This window comes from Sinimarinibacterium flocculans, from assembly GCF_003201205.1.
Classification (GTDB): Bacteria; Pseudomonadota; Gammaproteobacteria; order Nevskiales; family Nevskiaceae; genus Solimonas; species Solimonas flocculans.
The window spans coordinates 23,157-41,845 of record NZ_QICN01000005.1 but is presented as its reverse complement, the minus strand read 5'-3'; the positions used below and the strand labels follow the sequence as shown (position 1 = coordinate 41,845).

Sequence of the window (18,689 nt, the reverse complement as noted above, 5' to 3'; positions counted from 1 at the left end):
GGTGGCCGCTGTGGCGGCTGCGGGCGCGCTTGATTACCATATCGCCCCTTTTTGCCCCGCCTTTCCCGCGATTTGCGCATGAACACCAATACGGTCCGCGCCAGGTTCCTGGAATTCTTCCGGAGCAAGGGTCATGCGCTCGTGCCCTCGAGCCCGCTGGTGCCGGGCAACGACCCGACGCTGCTGTTCACCAACGCCGGCATGGTCCAGTTCAAGGACGTGTTCACCGGCCAGGACAAGCGCGCCTATACCCGCGCCGCGTCGAGCCAGAAGTGCGTGCGTGCCGGCGGCAAGCACAACGACCTGGAGAACGTCGGCTACACGGCGCGGCATCACACCTTCTTCGAGATGCTGGGCAACTTCAGCTTCGGCGACTACTTCAAGAAGGACGCGATCCACTACGCTTGGGAGTTCATCACCGGCAAGGACTGGCTCGGCATCGATCCGCAGCGCCTGTTGGTGACGGTCTACCACGACGACGACGAGGCCTACGGCATCTGGCGCGACGAGGTCGGCGTGCCGGTCGAACGGATCGTGCGGATTGGAGACAGTCCCGGCACTGCCGGGACGGGCGGCATTCCGAAGTCCGACAACTTCTGGTCGATGGGCGACACCGGCCCCTGCGGACCGTGCTCCGAGATCTTCTACGACCACGACCCGGACGGCAGCAAGGGTATTGCCGGCGGCCCGCCGGGATCGCCCGACGAGGACGGCGACCGCTGGATCGAGATCTGGAACCTGGTGTTCATGCAGTTCGAGCGTCATGCCGACGGCCGCATGACCGATCTGCCGGCGCCCAGCGTCGACACCGGCATGGGCCTGGAGCGCATCAGTGCGCTGATGCAGGACACCAACGACAACTACCAGACCGACACCTTCCGACAGCTGGTGACGGCAGTCGCGAAGCTCGCCGGGCAGCAGCCCTACGAAAGCGCCTCGCAGAAGGTCATTGCCGACCACATCCGCGCGACGGCCTTCCTGATCGCCGACGGCGTGCTGCCGTCGAACGAAGGGCGGGGCTACGTGTTGCGGCGGATCATGCGCCGCGCAATCCGCCACGGCTACAAGCTCGGCATCAACGACGCGTTCTTCTTCAAGCTGGTGGCGCCGCTGGCCGAGCAGATGGGCGAGGCCTACCCGCAGCTGCGCGAGCAGCGCGAGCAGATCGAAAAAGCGATCCGCGCCGAGGAGGAGAGCTTCGCGATCACGCTCGACAAGGGCATGAAGCTGCTCGACGAGGCCATCGCCAGGCTGGGTGACGGCAAGACCAATCCCGGTGGGGTCTCCGGGGTCATCCCCGGTGAAGTCATCTTCAAGCTCTACGACACCTACGGCTTTCCGGTCGACCTGACGGCCGACATCGCGCGCGAGCGCGAGCTGGCGCTGGACCTCGACGGCTACGAGCGCGAGATGAACGCGCAGCGCGAGCGCGCGCGGGCGGCGTCGAGCTTCAAGACCGGTGGAACGCTGAGCTACGACGGCGACGACACCTGCTTCGTCGGCTATGACGGTCTGCGCGGCGAGGCGAAGGTGATGGCGCTGTATCGCGACGGTCAGCCGGTCAACGCCCTGGAGGCCGGGGACAGCGGTGTCGTCGTGCTCGACTCGACGCCGTTCTACGCGGAGTCCGGCGGCCAGGTCGGCGATCGCGGCCGCATCGGGGAGTTCGCAGTCTCCGATACGCAGAAGATCCGCAACGGTGTCATCGGCCACCACGGCACGCTGCAGTCCGGAACGCTGAGCGTCGGCGACGCGGTGACCGCCGAGGTCACCGAGAGCATCCGTCGCGCGACGATGCGCAACCACTCGGCGACGCACCTGATGCACCGCGCGCTGCGCGATGTGCTTGGCGCGCACGTTGCGCAGAAGGGCTCGCTGGTCGACGAGCATCGCACGCGTTTCGACTTCTCGCATCCGCAGGCGGTCACGGCCGACGAGCTCGCCGAGATCGAGCGCCGCGTGAACGAGGCGATCCTCGCCAACGTCCCGGTCAGCGCCGAGGTCATGAAGTACGACGACGCGATCCAGGCGGGCGCGATGGCGCTGTTCGGCGAGAAGTACGGCGACGAGGTGCGGGTGCTGGCGATGGGCCAGGGCGAGCGCAACTACTCGACGGAGCTGTGCGGCGGTACGCATGTGTCGCGCACCGGCGACATCGGCCTGTTCAAGATCGTGTCCGAGAGCGGTGTCGCCGCCGGTGTGCGTCGCGTCGAGGCGGTGACCGGCCAGAACGTGATCGCCCACCTGCGCGAGCGCGAGGATCGCCTGCGTCAGGCAGCCGAGCTGCTGCGCGCCTCGCCGGACGAACTCGGCGGCAAGATCGAGCAGCTTCAGGATCGCGCACGGCAGCTCGAAAAGGAGCTGGGCGCGCTCAAGTCCAAGCTTGCGGCGACTGCCGGCGGCGATCTGGCCGGCCAGGCGCGCGAGATCAAGGGCGTCAAGGTGCTGGCCGCGCGCGTCGACGGCGTCGAAGGCGGCGAACTGCGCGGCCTGATGGACCAGCTCAAGAACAAGCTGGGGTCCGGCGTGATCGTGCTCGGCGCCGCCAGTGGCGAGAAGGTGAGCCTGATCGCCGGCGTGACGCCGGATCTCACCGGCAAGCTCAAGGCCGGCGAGCTGGTGAACTTCGTTGCCGGACAGGTCGGCGGCAAGGGTGGCGGTCGGCCGGACATGGCGCAGGCCGGTGGCACGCAGCCGGCGGCGCTGCCGGCGGCCATCGACAGCGTCGCGGGTTGGGTCGAAAACAAATTGTAGGAGCGCCTTCCGGCGCGACCCTCGACGTCACCGGCGGTCGCGGCTGAAGTCGCTCCTACAGGACAAGAACCATGGCACTCATCGTTCAGAAATACGGCGGCACCTCGATGGGCTCGGTCGAGCGCATCGAGCATGTCGCGCGCAAGGTCGCGTCGTGGCAGCAGCAGGGCCACCAGGTGGTGGTCGTCGTCTCGGCGATGTCCGGCGAGACCGATCGTCTGCTCAAGCTCGCGCGGTCGATCGACGCGCGCGGCAGCCAGCGCGAGTTCGACCAGATCGCCGCGACCGGCGAACAGGTGACCATCGGCCTGCTGGCGCTCGCGCTGGGCAAGCTCGGGGTGCAGAGCCGTTCCTACACCGGCTGGCAGGTGCCGATCGAGACCGACAGCGCGCACATGAAGGCGCGCATCCAGAAGATCGACGGCGCGCGCCTGCTGGCCGACTGCCAGGCCGGCATCGTGCCGGTCGTCGCCGGCTTCCAGGGGCTTACGCAGGACGGCAGCGTCGCCACCCTCGGCCGCGGCGGTTCCGACACCACGGGCGTCGCCCTGGCGGCGGCGCTCAAGGCCGACGAATGCCAAATCTACACGGACGTGGATGGCGTCTACACGACCGATCCGCGCGTCGAGCCCAAGGCACGACGGCTCGACAAGATCACCTTCGAGGAGATGCTGGAGCTGGCCAGCCTGGGCTCGAAGGTCCTGCAGATCCGCTCGGTGGAATTCGCCGGCAAGTACAAGGTTCCGCTGCGCGTGCTGTCCACCTTCGTCGAAGGTCCCGGCACCCTGATCACGCTCGAGGAAAACAACGTGGAAGATCCGCTCATCTCCGGTATCGCCTTCAACCGCGACGAGGCCCAGATCACGATGACGGGCGTGCCCGACCGTCCCGGCATCGCGGCAGCCATTCTCGGTCCGGTCGGCGATGCGAACATCGAAGTCGACATGATCGTGCAGAACGTCGGCGACGACGGCGCCACCGACTTCACCTTCACCGTGCATCGCAACGACTACGATCGCGGCCTCGAGATCATGCGCCGCATTGCCAGCGAGCTGGGCGCGCAGGGCGTGTCCGGCGCCGCCGACATCGTCAAGGTGTCGCTCGTCGGCGTGGGCATGCGCAGTCACGCGGGTGTGGCGTCGAAGATGTTCAAGTCGCTGGCCGCGGCCGGCATCAACATCCGCATGATCTCCACCTCGGAGATCAAGATCTCCGTCGTCGTCGACGAGATGTATCTCGAACTCGCCGTGCGCACGCTGCACAAGGCCTTCGGACTGGAGGAGGCGACGAGCGCCTGAGCGCAGGAGCACAAGCGGACTTATCCACAGGCGATTAGCCCTTTTCAGGGGATACCGCGCGTGAGGCCTCTTATGGACACTGTGTACACACAGTGGATCGAAGAGGAAGAACGGATGCTCATTCTCACCAGACGTGTCGGCGAGACGGTCGTCATCGGAGACGACATCGAGATCACGGTGCTCGGCGTCAAGGGCAACCAGGTGCGTATCGGCGTCAAGGCGCCGCGCGACGTGGCCGTCCATCGCGAGGAAATCCTCGAGCGCATTCGCCAGGAAGGTCAGCTTTCGCCGGTCAAGGCCGCGGCCTGAAGCAGCGCGCGGCGCACCGCCGCAAATCTTCCGCAGATATTTCTTTACCTTGCCGACGGGGGCCGCTAGAATCGCGGCCCTCGCGTCGTCGAGACCGCAGTCAAAGCGCCCGTAGCTCAGCTGGATAGAGCACCAGGCTACGAACTTGGGGGTCGGAGGTTCGAATCCTTCCGGGCGCGCCATCCTGCAGTCCTGCAGGACCCGAACGACACGAGCAGGCAGTCCGTAGCGATGGCGTCGCGCCATCGCCATCGGATCTCCGCCACGATGCGGACCGCTTCAACGTGTATAGTCCGCGGCACGGGCGCAAGGCCCTCAGATCGTCGTCCCGGAGTGATGGCCGAGTGGACGAAGGCGCTCCCCTGCTAAGGGAGTATGCGGCTTAAAACCGCATCGAGGGTTCGAATCCCTCTCACTCCGCCATAACAACGTCCAGATGGGTCCGAGGATGTATAGATAACCGCGCTAATGCGCGGTTTTTTATTGATTTCTCGTCTTTGACCGTCCACTGACGTCCAAGGACAGCCAACCCTTGAACTGGGTAACTATTCGGGTAACTTGATTCGCATCGTCGTTCCGCGAATGGAGTTACCCGACATGAAGCTGACCGATACCCTGATTCGCAATGCCAAGCCCAAGGGCAAGCCTTATAAGCTGCCGCGCGAGCTTGGGCTGTTTCTGCTGGTCAATCCCAACGGGGCAAAGTGGTGGCGCTTCGCGTACACATCCGGGGGCAAGGAGCAACTTCTGTCGCTTGGCGTCTACCCGGATGTGTCGCTGAGCCTGGCCCGTCAGCGCCGGGACGAAGCCCGGAAGCTGCTGGCGGAAGGCGTCAACCCCAGTGAGCATCGACGAGAGGTCCGCGAGGCCGCGAAGATCGCGGCCCAGCATACCTTCGGCGCCATTGCCGAGATGTGGTTCGCGGCAGAGATCGACAACAAGTCCGAGACGTATCGGGCGAGCGTGAGGCGCACCCTGGACCGGGACATCCTCCCGTATGTTGGCAAGCGAGCCATCCGCGAGATCTCGGCGCGCGAACTGCTGGTTGTGCTCAACCGCATCAAGGAACGAGGTGCCGAGGAAACGTCGCGCCGGGCGAGGGTGAATATCGGGCAGGTGTTCCGCTATGCGATCCGGGAAGCCATGGCCGAGAACGACCCTACGCTGGCATTGCGTGGCGAGCGGCGCCGGACACCCAAACGCAATTTCGCGGCTTTCACCGATCCGGCGGACGTGTCACGCCTCATGCAGGCGATCTATGGCTACCGGGGTACGCCGGAGATTCGGGCGGCGCTGAAGCTCTCCGCCATGCTATTCCAGCGCCCTGGCGAAATCCGCCGCATGCAGTGGTCAGAGATTGACTTTGACGCCGCGCAGTGGCGTTACGTGGTCAGCAAGACCAACACACCGCATATCGTGCCACTGTCGGCTCAGGCCCTTGAAGTGCTGCGAGATCTTCAACCGCTGACGGACCGCGGCCTGAGCCTGCAGCCCAATGCGCCGCGCTATGTTTTCCCTTCGCCTCGCTCGCGCCTGCGTCCCATGAGCGAGAACGGAGTACGGCAGGCATTGCGGAATATGGGGTTTACCAACGACGAAATGACCGCGCATGGGTTCCGCGCGATGGCGCGCAGCTTGTTGGCGGAGCAGGGGTGGAAGCCCGAGGCGATCGAGCGGCAGCTTGCACACAAGGCGTCTGGGCCGCTGGGAGCAGCCTACGACCGCGCTGCCTATCTGAATGAACGGAAGGCAATGATGCAAGCGTGGGCGGACTATCTGGACACCCTGCGTACGCGCGTCAACGTGGTACCTCTGCGCGCAGCATGAACATGAGGACGAGGTTTCTCACCGCCGGAGAACAGATCAGAAGGTTGAGCAAAGGGCATAGAGCGCATCGTCGGCCACTAGGCTAGTGCATTGAACTCTGGCGGCTCGATCCCCCTAGAGCGGTCGATCCGCTCGGCGAGCCTGATCGCAGCATCCAGCTCGCTGATTCCATGTTGGCGCATGAGCTGGAATCTTTCCGCTTTCTCCTCCGGTTCGGTCATTGCCATTGCGAGGTAAAGGCTCGGCGGGACCGCGCGGAACAGCACTTCCATCGATTTCGAAAGAATCACCCCTTCGCTGAACTTGCTGGATTCCTTGCGGGCCGAGCGCATCAGGGCTTTCTGCGAGAGCGTCAGCTCGCGAAACCTCGCGACCTTTTCGACCTCGTCGGGCGGCATCGACAGGCAGATCCACCACTCAATCATGTTGAGCATGGGCTCAGCCGCTTTCGGTAGATCGTCCAGGTTCTGCGTGGCCAGCCAGAACCAGGCGCCGAGCTTGCGCCACATCTTCGTGATCTTGACGACGTAGGGCGCGAGCAAGGGATTGCGTGTGATGATGTGGCCTTCATCGGTGACGTTGATGATCGGCCTGCCGAGAAACTGATCGCGCTCGGCAATGTTGTTCACGGTGTTGATCAACGAGATGTAGGCGATCGAGAGTTGGGCGTTGTAGCCCTCGCGCGCGAAAGTGGCGAGATCGACGATGGTAATGTCGGCCTCGGGCCAGGGCGTTCCAGCCCGATCGAACATCTCGCCGTCCGCGCCCTGGCAGAACATGTCCATCGCGTCGGCCATCTCCAGCAGCCGCGTGCGCCGTGCTTCCGGCAACGTTGTATCGTGGCTGCGTTCGCGCAGCGCGTCGCGCACATCGCGGGTCAACACCGTGCGTTCCTCAGCGACGCAGCGCTTCGCCGCGTCAAGGACACATTGGCGGATCAGGCTGCGATCCGCGCGCGTCATGCGCGCCTCTTCGCGCTCCTCTCCGCCGGTGATCATCAGGCGCGCAGTGATCTCCAGCTCGCCAAGCACGTCGCGTTGCTCGTCATTACCGGTCGTCATGCTGGGATCGGCTTGTTCCTCCTCGAGCGCGTCGGCATCTAGTGTCTGCACTTCGTTGGGCGTATCGACGAGACGCCGTGCATCGGCGAAAGGGGCCAAGCTGACATCTGCACCGGGCGCGAGCCTCACACGATGTACCGTCAACCCTAGTCGTGTGGCGAACTCCCCGAACAGCCCGAAGCTGTTGCCGGCCTCGACGATGAACAGCCGCGGCCGATAGATCGCCGTGACCTGGTTCAAGATATTGTTGAGGGTGGCCGACTTGCCCGAGCCGGTCGGGCCGAACAGGAACAGGTGGGCGTTCATTTGCCGATCACGGCGATTCAGAGGATCGAAAGTGATCGTGCCGCCACCGCGATTGAAAAGGGTGACGCCGGGATTCCCGGTGCCTTGGCTGCGACCCCAGACCGGCGCAAGGTTCGCCGCGTGCTGCGCAAACATCAGCTGCGTGTACCACTGGCGCCGGTCGGACGCTGGATCGTAGACGCAGGGCAGCCAGCGCAGGTAGCTGTTGAGCGGCGCCACCTCATCCTCTTCACGCACCGGCTGCAGGCCGGCGTTGAGCATGACGTTGGCGAGCTGCAGGCCACGCGCGTCGAGTTCGGCAACGTCGTGGCCACGCAGGTAGAACGTGAGCGCACCGCGATAGAGCTTGTGCGCGCTGCCGATCAGGCTCCGGACTTGCTGAACATCCTGCCGTGTCTGCTCGGAGGCGAGCGTATCGCCGACCGCCTTCCTGGCGAGATGGTTGAGATGTGCTTCGAGCACGTCCTGGGGCGTGGCGACCAACGTCAGGCACATCACCGTGTCCTCGGGCATCTGATCGAACAGCGCATTGACAGCATCGCCGCCCTTGCGCGTTTCGCCCGTCAGGTGCCCGGTCGCCGGTGGCGTGCGCAGGCGATCCATCGCGATGACGCGGTGGGGCACGCCGTCGAAGAACCACAACCCGTTCGCCACGTCCGAGCGCGGCTGGCCGAAGAACAGGCGCTGCGCGAAGTCGGTACCGCTGGCGAGTTCGATCTCGCCGGCTTCAGACTCCTCCGGGTAGCGGGTGAGTGTGTAGAAGCGCTCCCGGTCTGCGGCGGAGGTGCCGAGCAGCGTCGGATTCGGATTGAACCAGCGAAGCAGCCAGTCGTGGATGTCCGCCGCCCCCAGGCGCCGGGCTTTCACGCCGGCATTGGATAGCCCGCCGACGAGACGGTCACAGATCGTTGTCAGTGCCTGCTCGGGGGACTGGCCGCGGCGTGAAGCGGCGGCCTTGGGCGTGCGGCGGTAGATCACCATGCGCACACGACGAACCTGGCCGCGCCACGGCAAGCGCGTCACCGTCGTGTCCTCGAAGAGGCCGCCCGGTTTGGAGATGGCCCGCAGATGATGAGCGAAGAAGCGCAGATAAAATTCGCTGAAGGCACTGCCCTGTGCGCGTGGCTGAAGATAGCTCTTCAGGGTTTGCAGGTAGGCGTCCCAGTTGGCCTCGTCCTGCGCATAGAGCTGGATTACCCACGGGTTGTCGTCGAGCTCGTCGAACGAGTCCTGCAGGGCGTTTTCCAACGCGTCGCGTGCTTCTCCTAGCCAGGCCATCTCGCGCCCTTCGGTGCCGATCGGCGTCAGCTCGAAGAACGCCGCCACCGACTGACCGTCTTCCAGCAGCATGCACTGAGAATCCGGCAGGTATTCGACCCACGGCAGTAGTTCGACGAACGAGGGCGCGACGTCGTACAGCGCGGCGTTGTCAGCCTCGGTAGCAGGCCGGCGTTTACCGGTGCGCGCACCACCGGGCTCGGGTACGCCCTGTGCCAGCGATGCCACATGCCGTGCCCAGGCCATCAGTAGTCCTCCACGCGCTCGCCCGGCATCGCGTACTGCACCCGCTGGTAGAGCGGAAACACGGTCGTGTAGCCGGGTACCGGCACCGGATCAGTCCCGGCCAGGTGTGGGAACACGTACATCACCAGATCCGGATTCGGCAGGCGGTGGAACTGGCGGTAGATCTCGTTGCTTGCCATACGGGTGTATGCCGCATTGGCCTCGGGTGTTGCCCGCATGTCAGCCTCGGTCAGCGGCCGGCGTAAAGCCTGGCGTGCATCGAGCAGTTGCCGGGCGGCTTGACCTGTGCCTGCGCCGGCACCAGCTTCCCGGAGCCAAATGTCATGCATGGTGCTATTGCCATGTGGCAGCAGCTTCTCCTTGCTGGTGGCGCAGCCGCTCAGCGCGATGACGGCCAGCAACAGCGCGGTGGCGTCAGTCCAGGTCCAACGCATGGTGTTCTCCCATCCCGTGATGGACCCGACGCCCCTTCGCGTCGTAGTCGATGTTGAGGGCGTATTCCAGATGCACGGCGACTTCGGCGCCAGGCTGGACGTAGACCGCCGCGAAAGCCTGTCCGTAGAGCTTGTTGACCCAGTCGGCCATGTCGCGGACGCCGCCGGCGAGGATGCGTCCCATGGCCTCATTGCTACTGATGCCGACGGTCCCCAGCGAGCCGCTGCTGCTGGAGACCACCGCGACGCCGCCGTTGTCCGCTTCGATCAGAGAAGCCGCACCGGCGCCAGCCGCGGTGATGAGCGACTGGGTGCCTAGGTACTGCTGCGCGTTGCTGCGCCGGACGCCACTGACGCAGGGGATGCCGTAGGGGTCGCTGATCCAGCCCAGGCCGCCTTGCTGGGCACCACTGCCCTGCCGGCCGCCGTCGCTGTCGTCGGGGACCGTACGGATGGTGCCGTCATGAAAGACGAAGGTGATGCTGCGAACCTGCCCACGCACGCAGGAGAGCGTCCAGTCGCCTGACGCCGTACCGCTGACGACCGCGCCCGCTATCTCGGGAATCTCAACCCCGTTGGCGGTCAGGTTGTCCGGTCCGATAAGGACCTTGAAGGGGTAGGGATCATTGACCGTGCCGTCGATCGGCACGCGGCCGATCAGCGCCGTCATGGCGACCGAGCCCATCAATGTCGAATTCTTAGGCACGGTATACACAGCTTTCGTGTACGCACCCACGGCGCGCGTGCCCGCATCGGCAACTGAATCCACGGCGGTGGACAGGCTCCTTTGCGCCGGCCCGAAGGGTGTGGGAAAACCCAGGCCCTTGAGCCCACCATCCTTGGTCTCGCCACGCGCATCGTCCGGTTCGATCCAGTGCGTGTTGCCGCCGCCACTGAAATGCTGGCCGTCGCCGTCTTCCAGGCCCAGCCCAACCGGCAGATCGGCGCCGCTCTTGCCGGACGGACCTTCCAGCCGCCGTTGCAGGTCCTGGAGCAGCCCCTGCGCTTGCTGGCGCTCCCGGGCCATCTGCTCGCGCTCCTGCTGCAGTCGTTTGCGCTCACCATCGAGTGTGGTCTGGATGCGCTGGTCGATCGCCCCCTCGCGCGCACGCTGACGCTCGTTTTCGGCTTTCTGGCTGCGGTTGTCGCTCAGCGCTGCCTGCAGTTCGGTGCGCAGTTGCTTGACCTGGGCCACCAGCGTGGCGACCGTGTCGCTGGGCGTATCGCCCACGATGCCCAGTGCTTTCATCTCCTCTGGCGTGAGCCGGCTGGCTGCATCAGCCGGCACGGACGTGCCGTCATCACCACCAGAGAAGAGTTTGATGCCGACGAGCACGAGCAACAGCACCATCGGAATCAGCAGCCACTTCAACAGGGGGTTGCTCGTCATCTCGCAATCCTGCTGCGTGCACCAGCCGCGCGTGCTGGGGGCATATTCACGGTGGCGTCGATGGGGCTCAGTGTCGGGAGCAGAGATTCGGCGAGGCCATGGCCGCGCGTGACGAGATAGACCACGGTTGTGTCGGTATAGCCGCCAGCTGGTCCCAGGTCCGGGTGCTGGAAGGTCGCCGTGACGAAGTCGCCTTGCGCCGCGCGCGGATCGAGGTCCAGCCAGCGGGACGACGTATTGGTCAGCAGGACGGCCGTGACCCAGAAGTCTTCCAGGCGCCAGGCGGCCAGCGCCCGCGCGTGTACCGGCAGCGTCGGCAGCAGGCTGTTGAGCGCGAGATCGCGGTGCAGGTTCACGCGGCCGATGCCGGTGACCGGCTCGACGGTGCGCAGGGGCGCATACAGGTTCTGCGCGGCATAGCGTGTCAGCACGACCGGGATCGGCGTCTCGCGCCGTTGGGCAGATGGACCCTCTGGTGCGCTCGTGTCATCGCCGTAGCGCTTGGTCGTTGTGTTGGCGTCGACGATGCGGACCGGTTCCAGCGGCATTCCATCGCCGCTTCCAGGGACAGCGGTGACGTCGACCAGGATGAGGGCGCCGGATTCCACATCCTGCAACTGCACCCGAGTCGTCGGGATCGGGGCACTGGCTCTCAGGTAGACCGCTCCTCCCGCACTCTGTACGCGCAGACGATCACCGACGCCCGCCGGCAGGCCAACGCGCACGTCGCGATCGACGAAAACGGTGCGCTCCTGGCCGACGACCAGCGTGACCGGCAACGGCAGGCGCTCCCAGCGCAGGATTTCCGTGGCAAGGCCGGCTGGCACGAATCCGATGGTGAATATGGCGCCCATCAGTATCGACAGGAAGGGTCGTTTCATGGGGAACTCACTGCGGCTGACCGGACGCGGTGACGCGCGTGGCGGCGGGCGACTGCGCTGCCGGTGCCACCTCGATGCGCTGAGGTGCGCCGGCGTAGCAGTCCAGGGCCAATCCGAAGGGGTTGCGTTCGGGGTCGATGTCCAGCCGAACGACCTTGATTGCGTAGCGCACCAGCGCGCGCTTGATCTGCTCCGCGCCGTAGTACTCGTCGGCGCTGACGTCGAGCGTGACAAGCCAGTCGTGGTTGGAAACGATCTTGACGCGAGCGGCAGGGTTATCGCCATAGCCGCGACCCGGGATCTCGTAGATGCCGCGCACACGCTGCCGCAGCTCGCCGCTGCTGCGCCGCTGCTCGTAGTCGCGACGCAGGAAGGTCTGGCAGCCGGGCGTCAGGTAAGCCGACAGCGCATGGATGTTGCGCGCATAGTCGTCCTCGCCGTTAGCCGGCCAGCGGTTGAGTTGCTGGAAGACATAGAAGGTGAAGGCGTAGACCGATTCCGGCGGCACGTCCCACCATTTGCGCGTGCTGCCCGAGCGGAGGTCTGGCGGTACGTGGATCGTCAGGTGTCTGGGCGCACTCCACCAGCCGAGACTGAGGAGCAGAGCCACGACGAACATCCCGGCGATGCTCAGGCGCAAGGTCTTGACGTGCGCCTGCAGGTGAGTGACCTCGTTCCTGAAACGGCTCACGTAGTGCCTCGGCGGCTGTCTTTGTGGCTTGATGGACGCCGGGGGCTCCAGTAACCGGATCGCGTGATCAGATGATGGCCGCCCAGATGCTGGGCCAGCACCGGGTACCGCAGGGCCAGCCACCACTGAAGCTGCCGACGCAGCCAGGTATCGGGTCGGCCGCGCTTCTGCCGGCGCAGGAATCCGCCGCCGACGAAGATGCCCATCGCGATGCTGACGACAATCAGCGTGGGGATGACGGCGATGCTGCGTGCGACCAGGGCCAGCGGCAGGCCGAGCGCGAATCCGGCGGCTGCCGACAGGCCGGCGCAGAACCACAGCTCATCGGCTGTCAGTCCACGCACGACCACGGGCTGGCGGTTGAGGCGGTGCGGAAGAAACGTCACCAGCCCGTCGCGCAGGTGCTCCGTCGAAGTGACCACGCGGCACCGCCCTTACAGCACGCCGGTTGCACGGGTAAGCAGCCAGATGCCGACCACGAGCAGGATGGCACCCACGGCGACGGACAGGCCGAACTGCCCCCACGTTGCACGCCCGTTGTGGATCTCCGCGTAGCGCGTATAGGCGTGGTAGCAGACGCCGATGAACATCGATGAAACCACGAGCAGTGCGACCAGCAACACGATGTCGTAGCCGTAGTTTTGCAGCGTCTGCATGATGCCGGTGCCCTGGCCCCGCGACGGGTCTTCGAGCGTCGGCAGACCTTGGGCGATTGCGGGTCGCGGCAGGGTCGCGAGCGCCAGCGGTATCAGCAGTGCACGGGTGTGGATCGGGAAGCGATGGACGATCGAGTGGGTTTTCATGGTGGAGTAGCCCTTCGTGAAGCTCAGGACAGCAGGAAGAACGTCAGCACAACGTACATCGCGACGAAACGCACGACGACGGCTAGAAGCTGACGCTGGGAGAGGTCGTTCTCGGCCCAGCCGACGTAGGCGGTGCGCATGGCCCACGCACCCCACAGCAGCAGCACCGCGAAAACGAAGCTGAGAACGACGGTGGAAGCGGCCGACGGTGTGAAGCCGCCGTTGGCTTGGAATGCGGTGACCTGATCGGCGGAGGGGGTCATGGCTGGCGCTCATTGCGGTCGTCGCGCTGGGTGTAGTTGCCATCGATCGCGGCGGGATCACGCGGCTGGGCGCGCCGGGGGACGAGGTAATCCTGGATGCCGATGCGGACGCGCCTCAGGTCATCGCGCAGTCGCGTGTAGTCGAAGTGGTAGCGGGTGCGCGCTTCGGGAGCACTATCGGTAGTGTGCTCGGCCAGGCGATCGATCAGCTCAATCTGGCGAGCGAGGGTGGTGAGTTGCTCGCGCTCCAAGGCGTCGTCGTGGGCGTTGGCAGCGTACGTCATCAAATACGATGCGATGAGCAATGATGCGAGCAAACCGTGCCATGTGGGCCCACGGCCGTTGGTGTGTTCCATCGTGCGACTTCCCGGTGATGTGACTGGCACGATGGTGGAGCGCGCAATCGCTTCGCGGGGCAAAGAATGGGAATCGCGGCATGACCGGATTAGTGCGATTTGGAGGGAGGTTCGAGAATTCCCTCCGGCTGGCTTCGCGAGAGGCTATGGTCGGCAGCCAGTCACGTGGGAGCGCGGCGTGGGTGACCTAGTTCAAGGCGAAGCTTGGTGCTTCTGGCTACAAATGGATTGGAGTTGAAGTTGTCCCTTGGTTACCTCCGGCGCGTGTCGCCTGAGGAAGAGTCAACCCTTGACAAACTGCACAACTATATGAATCGCTTACTGCCGAATATCACCCTGTCATTTCTCGACGACATAGAGCCTTCGCTGCGTGAGGCAGCACATCGATATTGGCACTTTTCCATACGCTCCCAGAGCTTGGTTTTTCATGAAACGGTGCCAGCGCTGGCGGCCGCTTTCGGATTCGAACGCGAGTACGATCTGAGAGTTGCGTTGGCAAAAAACTCAACGGCGCTTTGCGATCCATTGCCGGGTTGTGACCAACACGCCCCCTTTGCGATTCGAAGTCGTTCGGAACTGGTAGTCACTGTGCGTGACCAAATCTGCCCAACATGCCGATCCTCGAGGCAGAAACGCGAAATCGAGCGGCGTATGGAGGAGGCTCGGATCGAGCGCGAACGCGAACTGCTCCTTGAACTGAACAAGCGATTAGAGGCAAAAGCAGTCCACGGAGCAGCACGCGAGATAGAGCTGAACGCCCATATCTCCAATCCATGGCTGCTGCTCTTACTTTATAGCTGGCTTCAGAGCAGTGTGGCGCCAAATGACCCAGCTTTTCCTCTCGCTCGGTCCTATGAGGTGCTGCAAGAGATTCGCCGGCAACTCCTGAATGCAGGGCTCGTTACGATTGACCTCGATGCCTCGCCCCTTTGCTCATTCGAGCTCAATGCCGGACGGTTGACCTTTAATCCGGCAGATGTGGTGCTGCGCAGCAGTCCTCTAACAATATTGGGCACTCCTGTATCAGGCGACCACGCCGGCCTTGAAGGGTTTGGGTATTGGCTGAGGGAACTGTTTGAGGGGCACTGGGACGACCTTGTGATTCAGTCTATTGCACTCGCGGTAACCGACTATTTCTTCGCGGATTGCAAGGCTCACCACCTCCGTCTGCATCCTGCATACGATCAAATCTATCCTTCCGTTCTTCGACTGACCCAATTTTATGGATTCGGTATCGCGACTGCATCAGCATTTCGCGTAGTCCGGCGCGCTGTGAGCTGGACGGCCAAAGGGCAGGCCTACCCGAAAGTCGTCGCTGGGACGATGGTCAAGTGGCTCGCTGAATTCGTCGACAAACCGGAAACCGCGAACTTCAATCCATTCACGTTAGAGTTGAAACACCGAATTGGGGTGCTCACCGCGATCGGGGATCTTCGCGGGATTCCGCTCTCCCAACTGAGTGGGATTCGATCGTCGACCACCCGCGAAACGCCAGCTGCTTCTAGTCACAACAAATGGTAGGAGGAACGCCTTTGATGCACTGGATCTGGCGAAGATTACGCCCATCGCGCGTCACGCGCGCCTTATTCCAGAGCTGAACTCTGCAGATCACAGCAGTAAACATGACTCATGGATGGCGATCCTCAGAGGTTGACACGAGCTTATGCGCGTGACGAAAATCGGGTAGCGCTCTGTAAAGAGCTTGGTGCTTGCTGATTGACTCGTTTGCCAAAAAGCTTAGAAAGGCGTTCCTGGTTGCTTAGGCTCCTCAGATGGGTAATGACAGAGACGGCTTGTAACCGCCACCATTCGCGCCTTCGAAATCATATTCGTACAGCGTAGTTTTTCCGAGGCTGGGTTGTCGTTGCCCCAGGAAGAACGTGAAGGCGTTCGGTGCTGCGATGAAGAGATGCAGCGGCAGTTTGGTCCCATTGCGTCTCTGGTTGATCTGTAACGCCAATGCTTCGGCTAAATCAAATGCGTGTTGACCACACACGATAGAGCGTGCGCCGGGACCACAGGTCGGGCGCGCAATCAGCAACGAACTCGCCTGTGGCAAAGAAGCCGCCAGATGCACCTTCACGGCGGGCACTACGTCATGAGTGAGACATACCGCGACGGCCACGTCTCCCTCGGGTGCGTTCAGTGCTTCCAGATCGAATTTCCACCTGGGCCAGGACGGATCGCGCAGCATGTCGCTTGAGTGCCAAACATTCCGATGCACGGTTCTCTGCTCAATCTCGACGTTGCGGCCGGATTTGATATTCAGCACTGATCCAGCGGCGAAGGCGAGCGTGATGTGTGCATCGAGGATCAGCCGGAGATGCTGGTTGTCCTTAGCTGCAACCTGCAGGAAGCTCTTGAGTTTAGGGTAGAGCGTCGTCGTCCATTCGGCTTGGTCACGGATCGTGCGCTCGTCGAAATGAGGGATTAAATCAAGCGCGACTGTGCAGCGATCCTCCAACCGATCGAAAGGATGCTCGAAAGATTTCACTCCGAACACTACATGTGCATGACTGTCGCCGGCCAGTAGGCCTTCCCGTTTGCAGGCATCCCGAAACGTTCGCCGGTCGAACTCAAGCCGGCCTTGCGCGAGCCACTGAAACGCGACATCGTCGTAGACAAAACTGCTCTCGTTTGCAGGCACGCGTCGCAGGCCGCGGTTCTCGAACAACAGGTCTAAGTTGTCCCGATGATCGTCGAGCGAGGTCGAGTCCGTGTCCAATGACAGCGTCCGAGCGAGGAGCATGAGTTCCTGGTCATCGATGTCAAGGTGTTCCCGCCAAAGCTTCCTAATCTTGCCGGCCGTGGAGCGCTCGGTTGTGCTATCGAACAGATCTTTCAAGCGCAGCGTCTTCGATCTCTGATTGATATACCTGCGCAACGGATCAGCTTGCCCGATGCGCCAATTGGTGAGTAGCTTGAACCGGGCGCCGATCCCGTCACGTGCGTGCGCAACCTGTGCTGCGCGGGCCCGCTGCAACAGTGAGAACTTGTTCGCGTTGATCCATTCCGGCTCAACCAGGTCGGCATACCCGAAATCGTTGATGGAGACATGCCACTTGCACTGGATGTGTTCCCGCAGGATGGGCTTGCCTTCATGATCACCCGGTGCACGGTCGGCCGCGTAGGCAACCCACACATCGTCGAAGCCCTTCGGCCCCGACTCAAACCCCACGACCGTCACAGGACTTTTCGGGTCGAGCAGGCAAGCCGCTTTGCGCCAGAAGATTCTGGCTTGGAAGGCATCCCCGTCTCTGCGGACGGAAACGGCTTGGGTCATTTTGGTTCCTTGTTAGTACAGATGACCTGTTCGCTTGATTGCATCCTGTGCGTAGATGTCACACATCGCGAAACGGCGGTGTCGGCAGAATCGACCGAGCCAGTTCGATGGCGCGCGATGGCTTGATCGGGCCATCGGGGTACGCGTCCAGCACGAGGGCGGGCAACAGCCGTTGCGTGATATCCGAATACGTGAACCCGTAGGCGCGCTTGGGCTGCTCACCCGTCGCATCTACGAGCGCCTGCAGGTCGGCCTTGCCGAAGCCGGCATTTCCCAAGCGACGCGAGAGAACATCATGTCGTTGCGCGGCATCGGGGCGCTCGAATACAAGAATGTCCGCGGCTCGCCGGCGCACTGCCGGGTCCAGGGCATTCAGCCGGTTGGTGCACATCAGAACTACGGCGGGGAGCCCACCATTCGCGAATCGATCGATGCCGCGGATGAAGGCGTTGACACCCGCCCGGTCTTCATGGTGCATCTGATCGCACTCACGCGACTGAGCCAGCGCATCGGCTTCGTCGACAAGCAGGATGACGCCACCGCGTGCTGCGCCTTTTGTCGACTTGAACTTGCTGGCCTCATTGAACGCATATTCGAACGCTGCAGAGACAAGCTGGGTCATCTCGCCGACGCGACCCTGCCCGCGTGAAGAAAGGCTCAGCGGCAACAGTGTGATGTCGATGCCTTCCTGGCGTGCGACTTTGTCGCCGATGGTCTCCGCCAACTCCGTCTTACCTGAGCCGACATCACCGGAGAGGACCACCAGTGGCGGGCGACGGATGACGGTATCAAGCAGATTGCCGGCGTCGGCATGGTGTTTGTCTTGCCATTTTCGAAGCCCTGCTGGATTGATCAGAACGCCCAGCACGTTGGCCAGCCGCTTGATCTTGTTGTCCATCCCGACGAGTTGTGCGAGGCGCCCCTGGGCGTCTGGGTCGGGTAGCGTTGTCGGGCGCTCGAACACCCCTTGGAGGTAGGGTTGCTGGCTCATCAATAGCTCCTCACGCTGGCGCGGCCAAGTGAGCGGCCACCGGATGAATAGGTTTTATCGTCGGCGAAGTAGCCATTGCTGACTACGGCGTCCGATCCACTGACACGCTGCAGCGGCAACTGCTGCTTGATCGCCGCACGCTGCTCCGCCGTCAGGGCGTCCCAGGTGGTGCTGTATGTCAAGTAGCTGTGAAACTGCGCTCCGCTGATGTCTTTCCCAGGTGGTACTCGTCCAGGATCGTCGTCCGTGCCGCTGCCTGCCAAGTCGCTTGCGGTGTACCGCAAGGTGGGTTCGATCCACTTGCCGTCGCGCTGAAAGCCGTAAGTGACGGTTCCGAGATAGCCCATACGCAGCAGTTCGGTGACCTCGCCCTCGAATTCTGCGATGCGCTCATCGGTGATGTGCCCGTACAAGCGTTGCAAGCGCTTGAGGTCCGCCGACACCTTCGCTGCAAGGTGCCTAGCATGCGTCAGCGTGAAAGTCCTGGTTTCGGTCGCGGTAAGGCTGTAGCTCATGAT

The 18,689-nt window shown here is 63.4% G+C and carries 17 protein-coding genes and 2 tRNA genes; 7 read left to right on the top strand and 12 right to left on the bottom strand.

Annotation, left to right across the window (positions count from 1 at the left end; genetic code table 11):
• Positions 1-78 precede the first annotated feature (78 nt).
• From alaS to C8D93_RS10535, 6 genes are all read left to right on the top strand, one after another.
• Positions 79-2,754 (top strand): alanine--tRNA ligase, encoded by a 2,676-nt coding sequence (alaS, locus tag C8D93_RS10560; protein ID WP_110265166.1) that lies wholly within the window; start codon positions 79-81, stop codon positions 2,752-2,754.
• A gap of 71 nt (positions 2,755-2,825) precedes the next feature.
• Positions 2,826-4,052: an aspartate kinase gene (locus C8D93_RS10555; RefSeq protein ID WP_110265165.1), complete on the top strand. Its 1,227-nt coding sequence runs from the start codon at positions 2,826-2,828 to the stop codon at positions 4,050-4,052.
• A 114-nt stretch (positions 4,053-4,166) separates the two neighbouring features.
• The gene (csrA, locus tag C8D93_RS10550; protein ID WP_110265341.1) at positions 4,167-4,361 is read left to right on the top strand and encodes a carbon storage regulator CsrA; all 195 of its coding nucleotides are present in this window, start codon (positions 4,167-4,169) and stop codon (positions 4,359-4,361) included.
• A 105-nt stretch (positions 4,362-4,466) separates the two neighbouring features.
• Positions 4,467-4,543 (top strand) — tRNA-Arg (locus C8D93_RS10545).
• A 148-nt stretch (positions 4,544-4,691) separates the two neighbouring features.
• Positions 4,692-4,784 (top strand) — tRNA-Ser (locus tag C8D93_RS10540).
• 174 nt (positions 4,785-4,958) lie between these two features.
• On the top strand, positions 4,959-6,188 hold the full coding sequence (locus C8D93_RS10535) for a tyrosine-type recombinase/integrase (protein ID WP_110265340.1): 1,230 nt from the start codon (positions 4,959-4,961) through the stop codon (positions 6,186-6,188).
• A 77-nt stretch (positions 6,189-6,265) separates the two neighbouring features.
• Here the strand turns inward: C8D93_RS10535 and C8D93_RS10530 are convergent, their stop codons facing one another.
• From C8D93_RS10530 to C8D93_RS10490, 9 genes are read right to left on the bottom strand one after another with little or no spacing between them, the layout of a single operon-like run.
• The gene (locus C8D93_RS10530) at positions 6,266-9,079 is read right to left on the bottom strand and encodes a conjugative transfer ATPase (RefSeq protein ID WP_110265164.1); all 2,814 of its coding nucleotides are present in this window, start codon (positions 9,077-9,079) and stop codon (positions 6,266-6,268) included.
• Positions 9,079-9,513 (bottom strand): TIGR03751 family conjugal transfer lipoprotein, encoded by a 435-nt coding sequence (locus C8D93_RS10525; protein ID WP_110265163.1) that lies wholly within the window; start codon positions 9,511-9,513, stop codon positions 9,079-9,081. The genes C8D93_RS10530 and C8D93_RS10525 overlap by 1 nt, the downstream gene beginning before the upstream one ends.
• Positions 9,494-10,903, bottom strand: coding sequence for a TIGR03752 family integrating conjugative element protein (locus C8D93_RS10520; RefSeq protein WP_110265162.1), 1,410 nt, complete (start codon positions 10,901-10,903; stop codon positions 9,494-9,496). The genes C8D93_RS10525 and C8D93_RS10520 overlap by 20 nt, the downstream gene beginning before the upstream one ends.
• Positions 10,900-11,784, bottom strand: coding sequence for a TIGR03749 family integrating conjugative element protein (locus C8D93_RS10515; RefSeq protein ID WP_110265161.1), 885 nt, complete (start codon positions 11,782-11,784; stop codon positions 10,900-10,902). Before C8D93_RS10515 ends, C8D93_RS10520 begins: the two co-directional genes overlap by 4 nt.
• Positions 11,785-11,791: 7 nt before the next feature.
• Positions 11,792-12,475, bottom strand: a complete 684-nt coding sequence (locus C8D93_RS10510) for a PFL_4703 family integrating conjugative element protein (RefSeq protein ID WP_110265160.1) — start codon at positions 12,473-12,475, stop codon at positions 11,792-11,794.
• Positions 12,472-12,897: a TIGR03750 family conjugal transfer protein gene (locus C8D93_RS10505; protein WP_110265159.1), complete on the bottom strand. Its 426-nt coding sequence runs from the start codon at positions 12,895-12,897 to the stop codon at positions 12,472-12,474. Before C8D93_RS10505 ends, C8D93_RS10510 begins: the two co-directional genes overlap by 4 nt.
• A gap of 12 nt (positions 12,898-12,909) precedes the next feature.
• The gene (locus C8D93_RS10500) at positions 12,910-13,278 is read right to left on the bottom strand and encodes a TIGR03745 family integrating conjugative element membrane protein (protein WP_110265158.1); all 369 of its coding nucleotides are present in this window, start codon (positions 13,276-13,278) and stop codon (positions 12,910-12,912) included.
• Positions 13,279-13,301: 23 nt separating this feature from the next.
• Entirely contained in the window at positions 13,302-13,541 is a 240-nt protein-coding gene (locus C8D93_RS10495; protein WP_110265157.1) for a TIGR03758 family integrating conjugative element protein, read from the bottom strand.
• Positions 13,538-13,897, bottom strand: a complete 360-nt coding sequence (locus C8D93_RS10490; RefSeq protein WP_110265156.1) for an integrative conjugative element protein, RAQPRD family — start codon at positions 13,895-13,897, stop codon at positions 13,538-13,540. The genes C8D93_RS10495 and C8D93_RS10490 overlap by 4 nt, the downstream gene beginning before the upstream one ends.
• Positions 13,898-14,104: 207 nt before the next feature.
• Between C8D93_RS10490 and C8D93_RS20385 the strand changes: the two genes are divergently transcribed.
• Entirely contained in the window at positions 14,105-15,418 is a 1,314-nt protein-coding gene (locus C8D93_RS20385) for a hypothetical protein (RefSeq protein ID WP_146216565.1), read from the top strand.
• A 247-nt stretch (positions 15,419-15,665) separates the two neighbouring features.
• Here the strand turns inward: C8D93_RS20385 and C8D93_RS10485 are convergent, their stop codons facing one another.
• The 3 genes from C8D93_RS10485 to C8D93_RS10475 are packed head-to-tail and all read right to left on the bottom strand — an operon-like array spanning position 15,666 to position 18,686.
• Entirely contained in the window at positions 15,666-17,180 is a 1,515-nt protein-coding gene (locus C8D93_RS10485) for an SAVED domain-containing protein (protein ID WP_110265155.1), read from the bottom strand.
• 58 nt (positions 17,181-17,238) lie between these two features.
• Complete coding sequence (locus C8D93_RS10480) at positions 17,239-18,171, bottom strand: AAA family ATPase (RefSeq protein WP_110265154.1); 933 nt, start codon at positions 18,169-18,171, stop codon at positions 17,239-17,241.
• Positions 18,171-18,686 (bottom strand): HORMA-1 domain-containing protein, encoded by a 516-nt coding sequence (locus C8D93_RS10475; RefSeq protein ID WP_110265153.1) that lies wholly within the window; start codon positions 18,684-18,686, stop codon positions 18,171-18,173. Before C8D93_RS10475 ends, C8D93_RS10480 begins: the two co-directional genes overlap by 1 nt.
• Positions 18,687-18,689 lie beyond the last annotated feature (3 nt).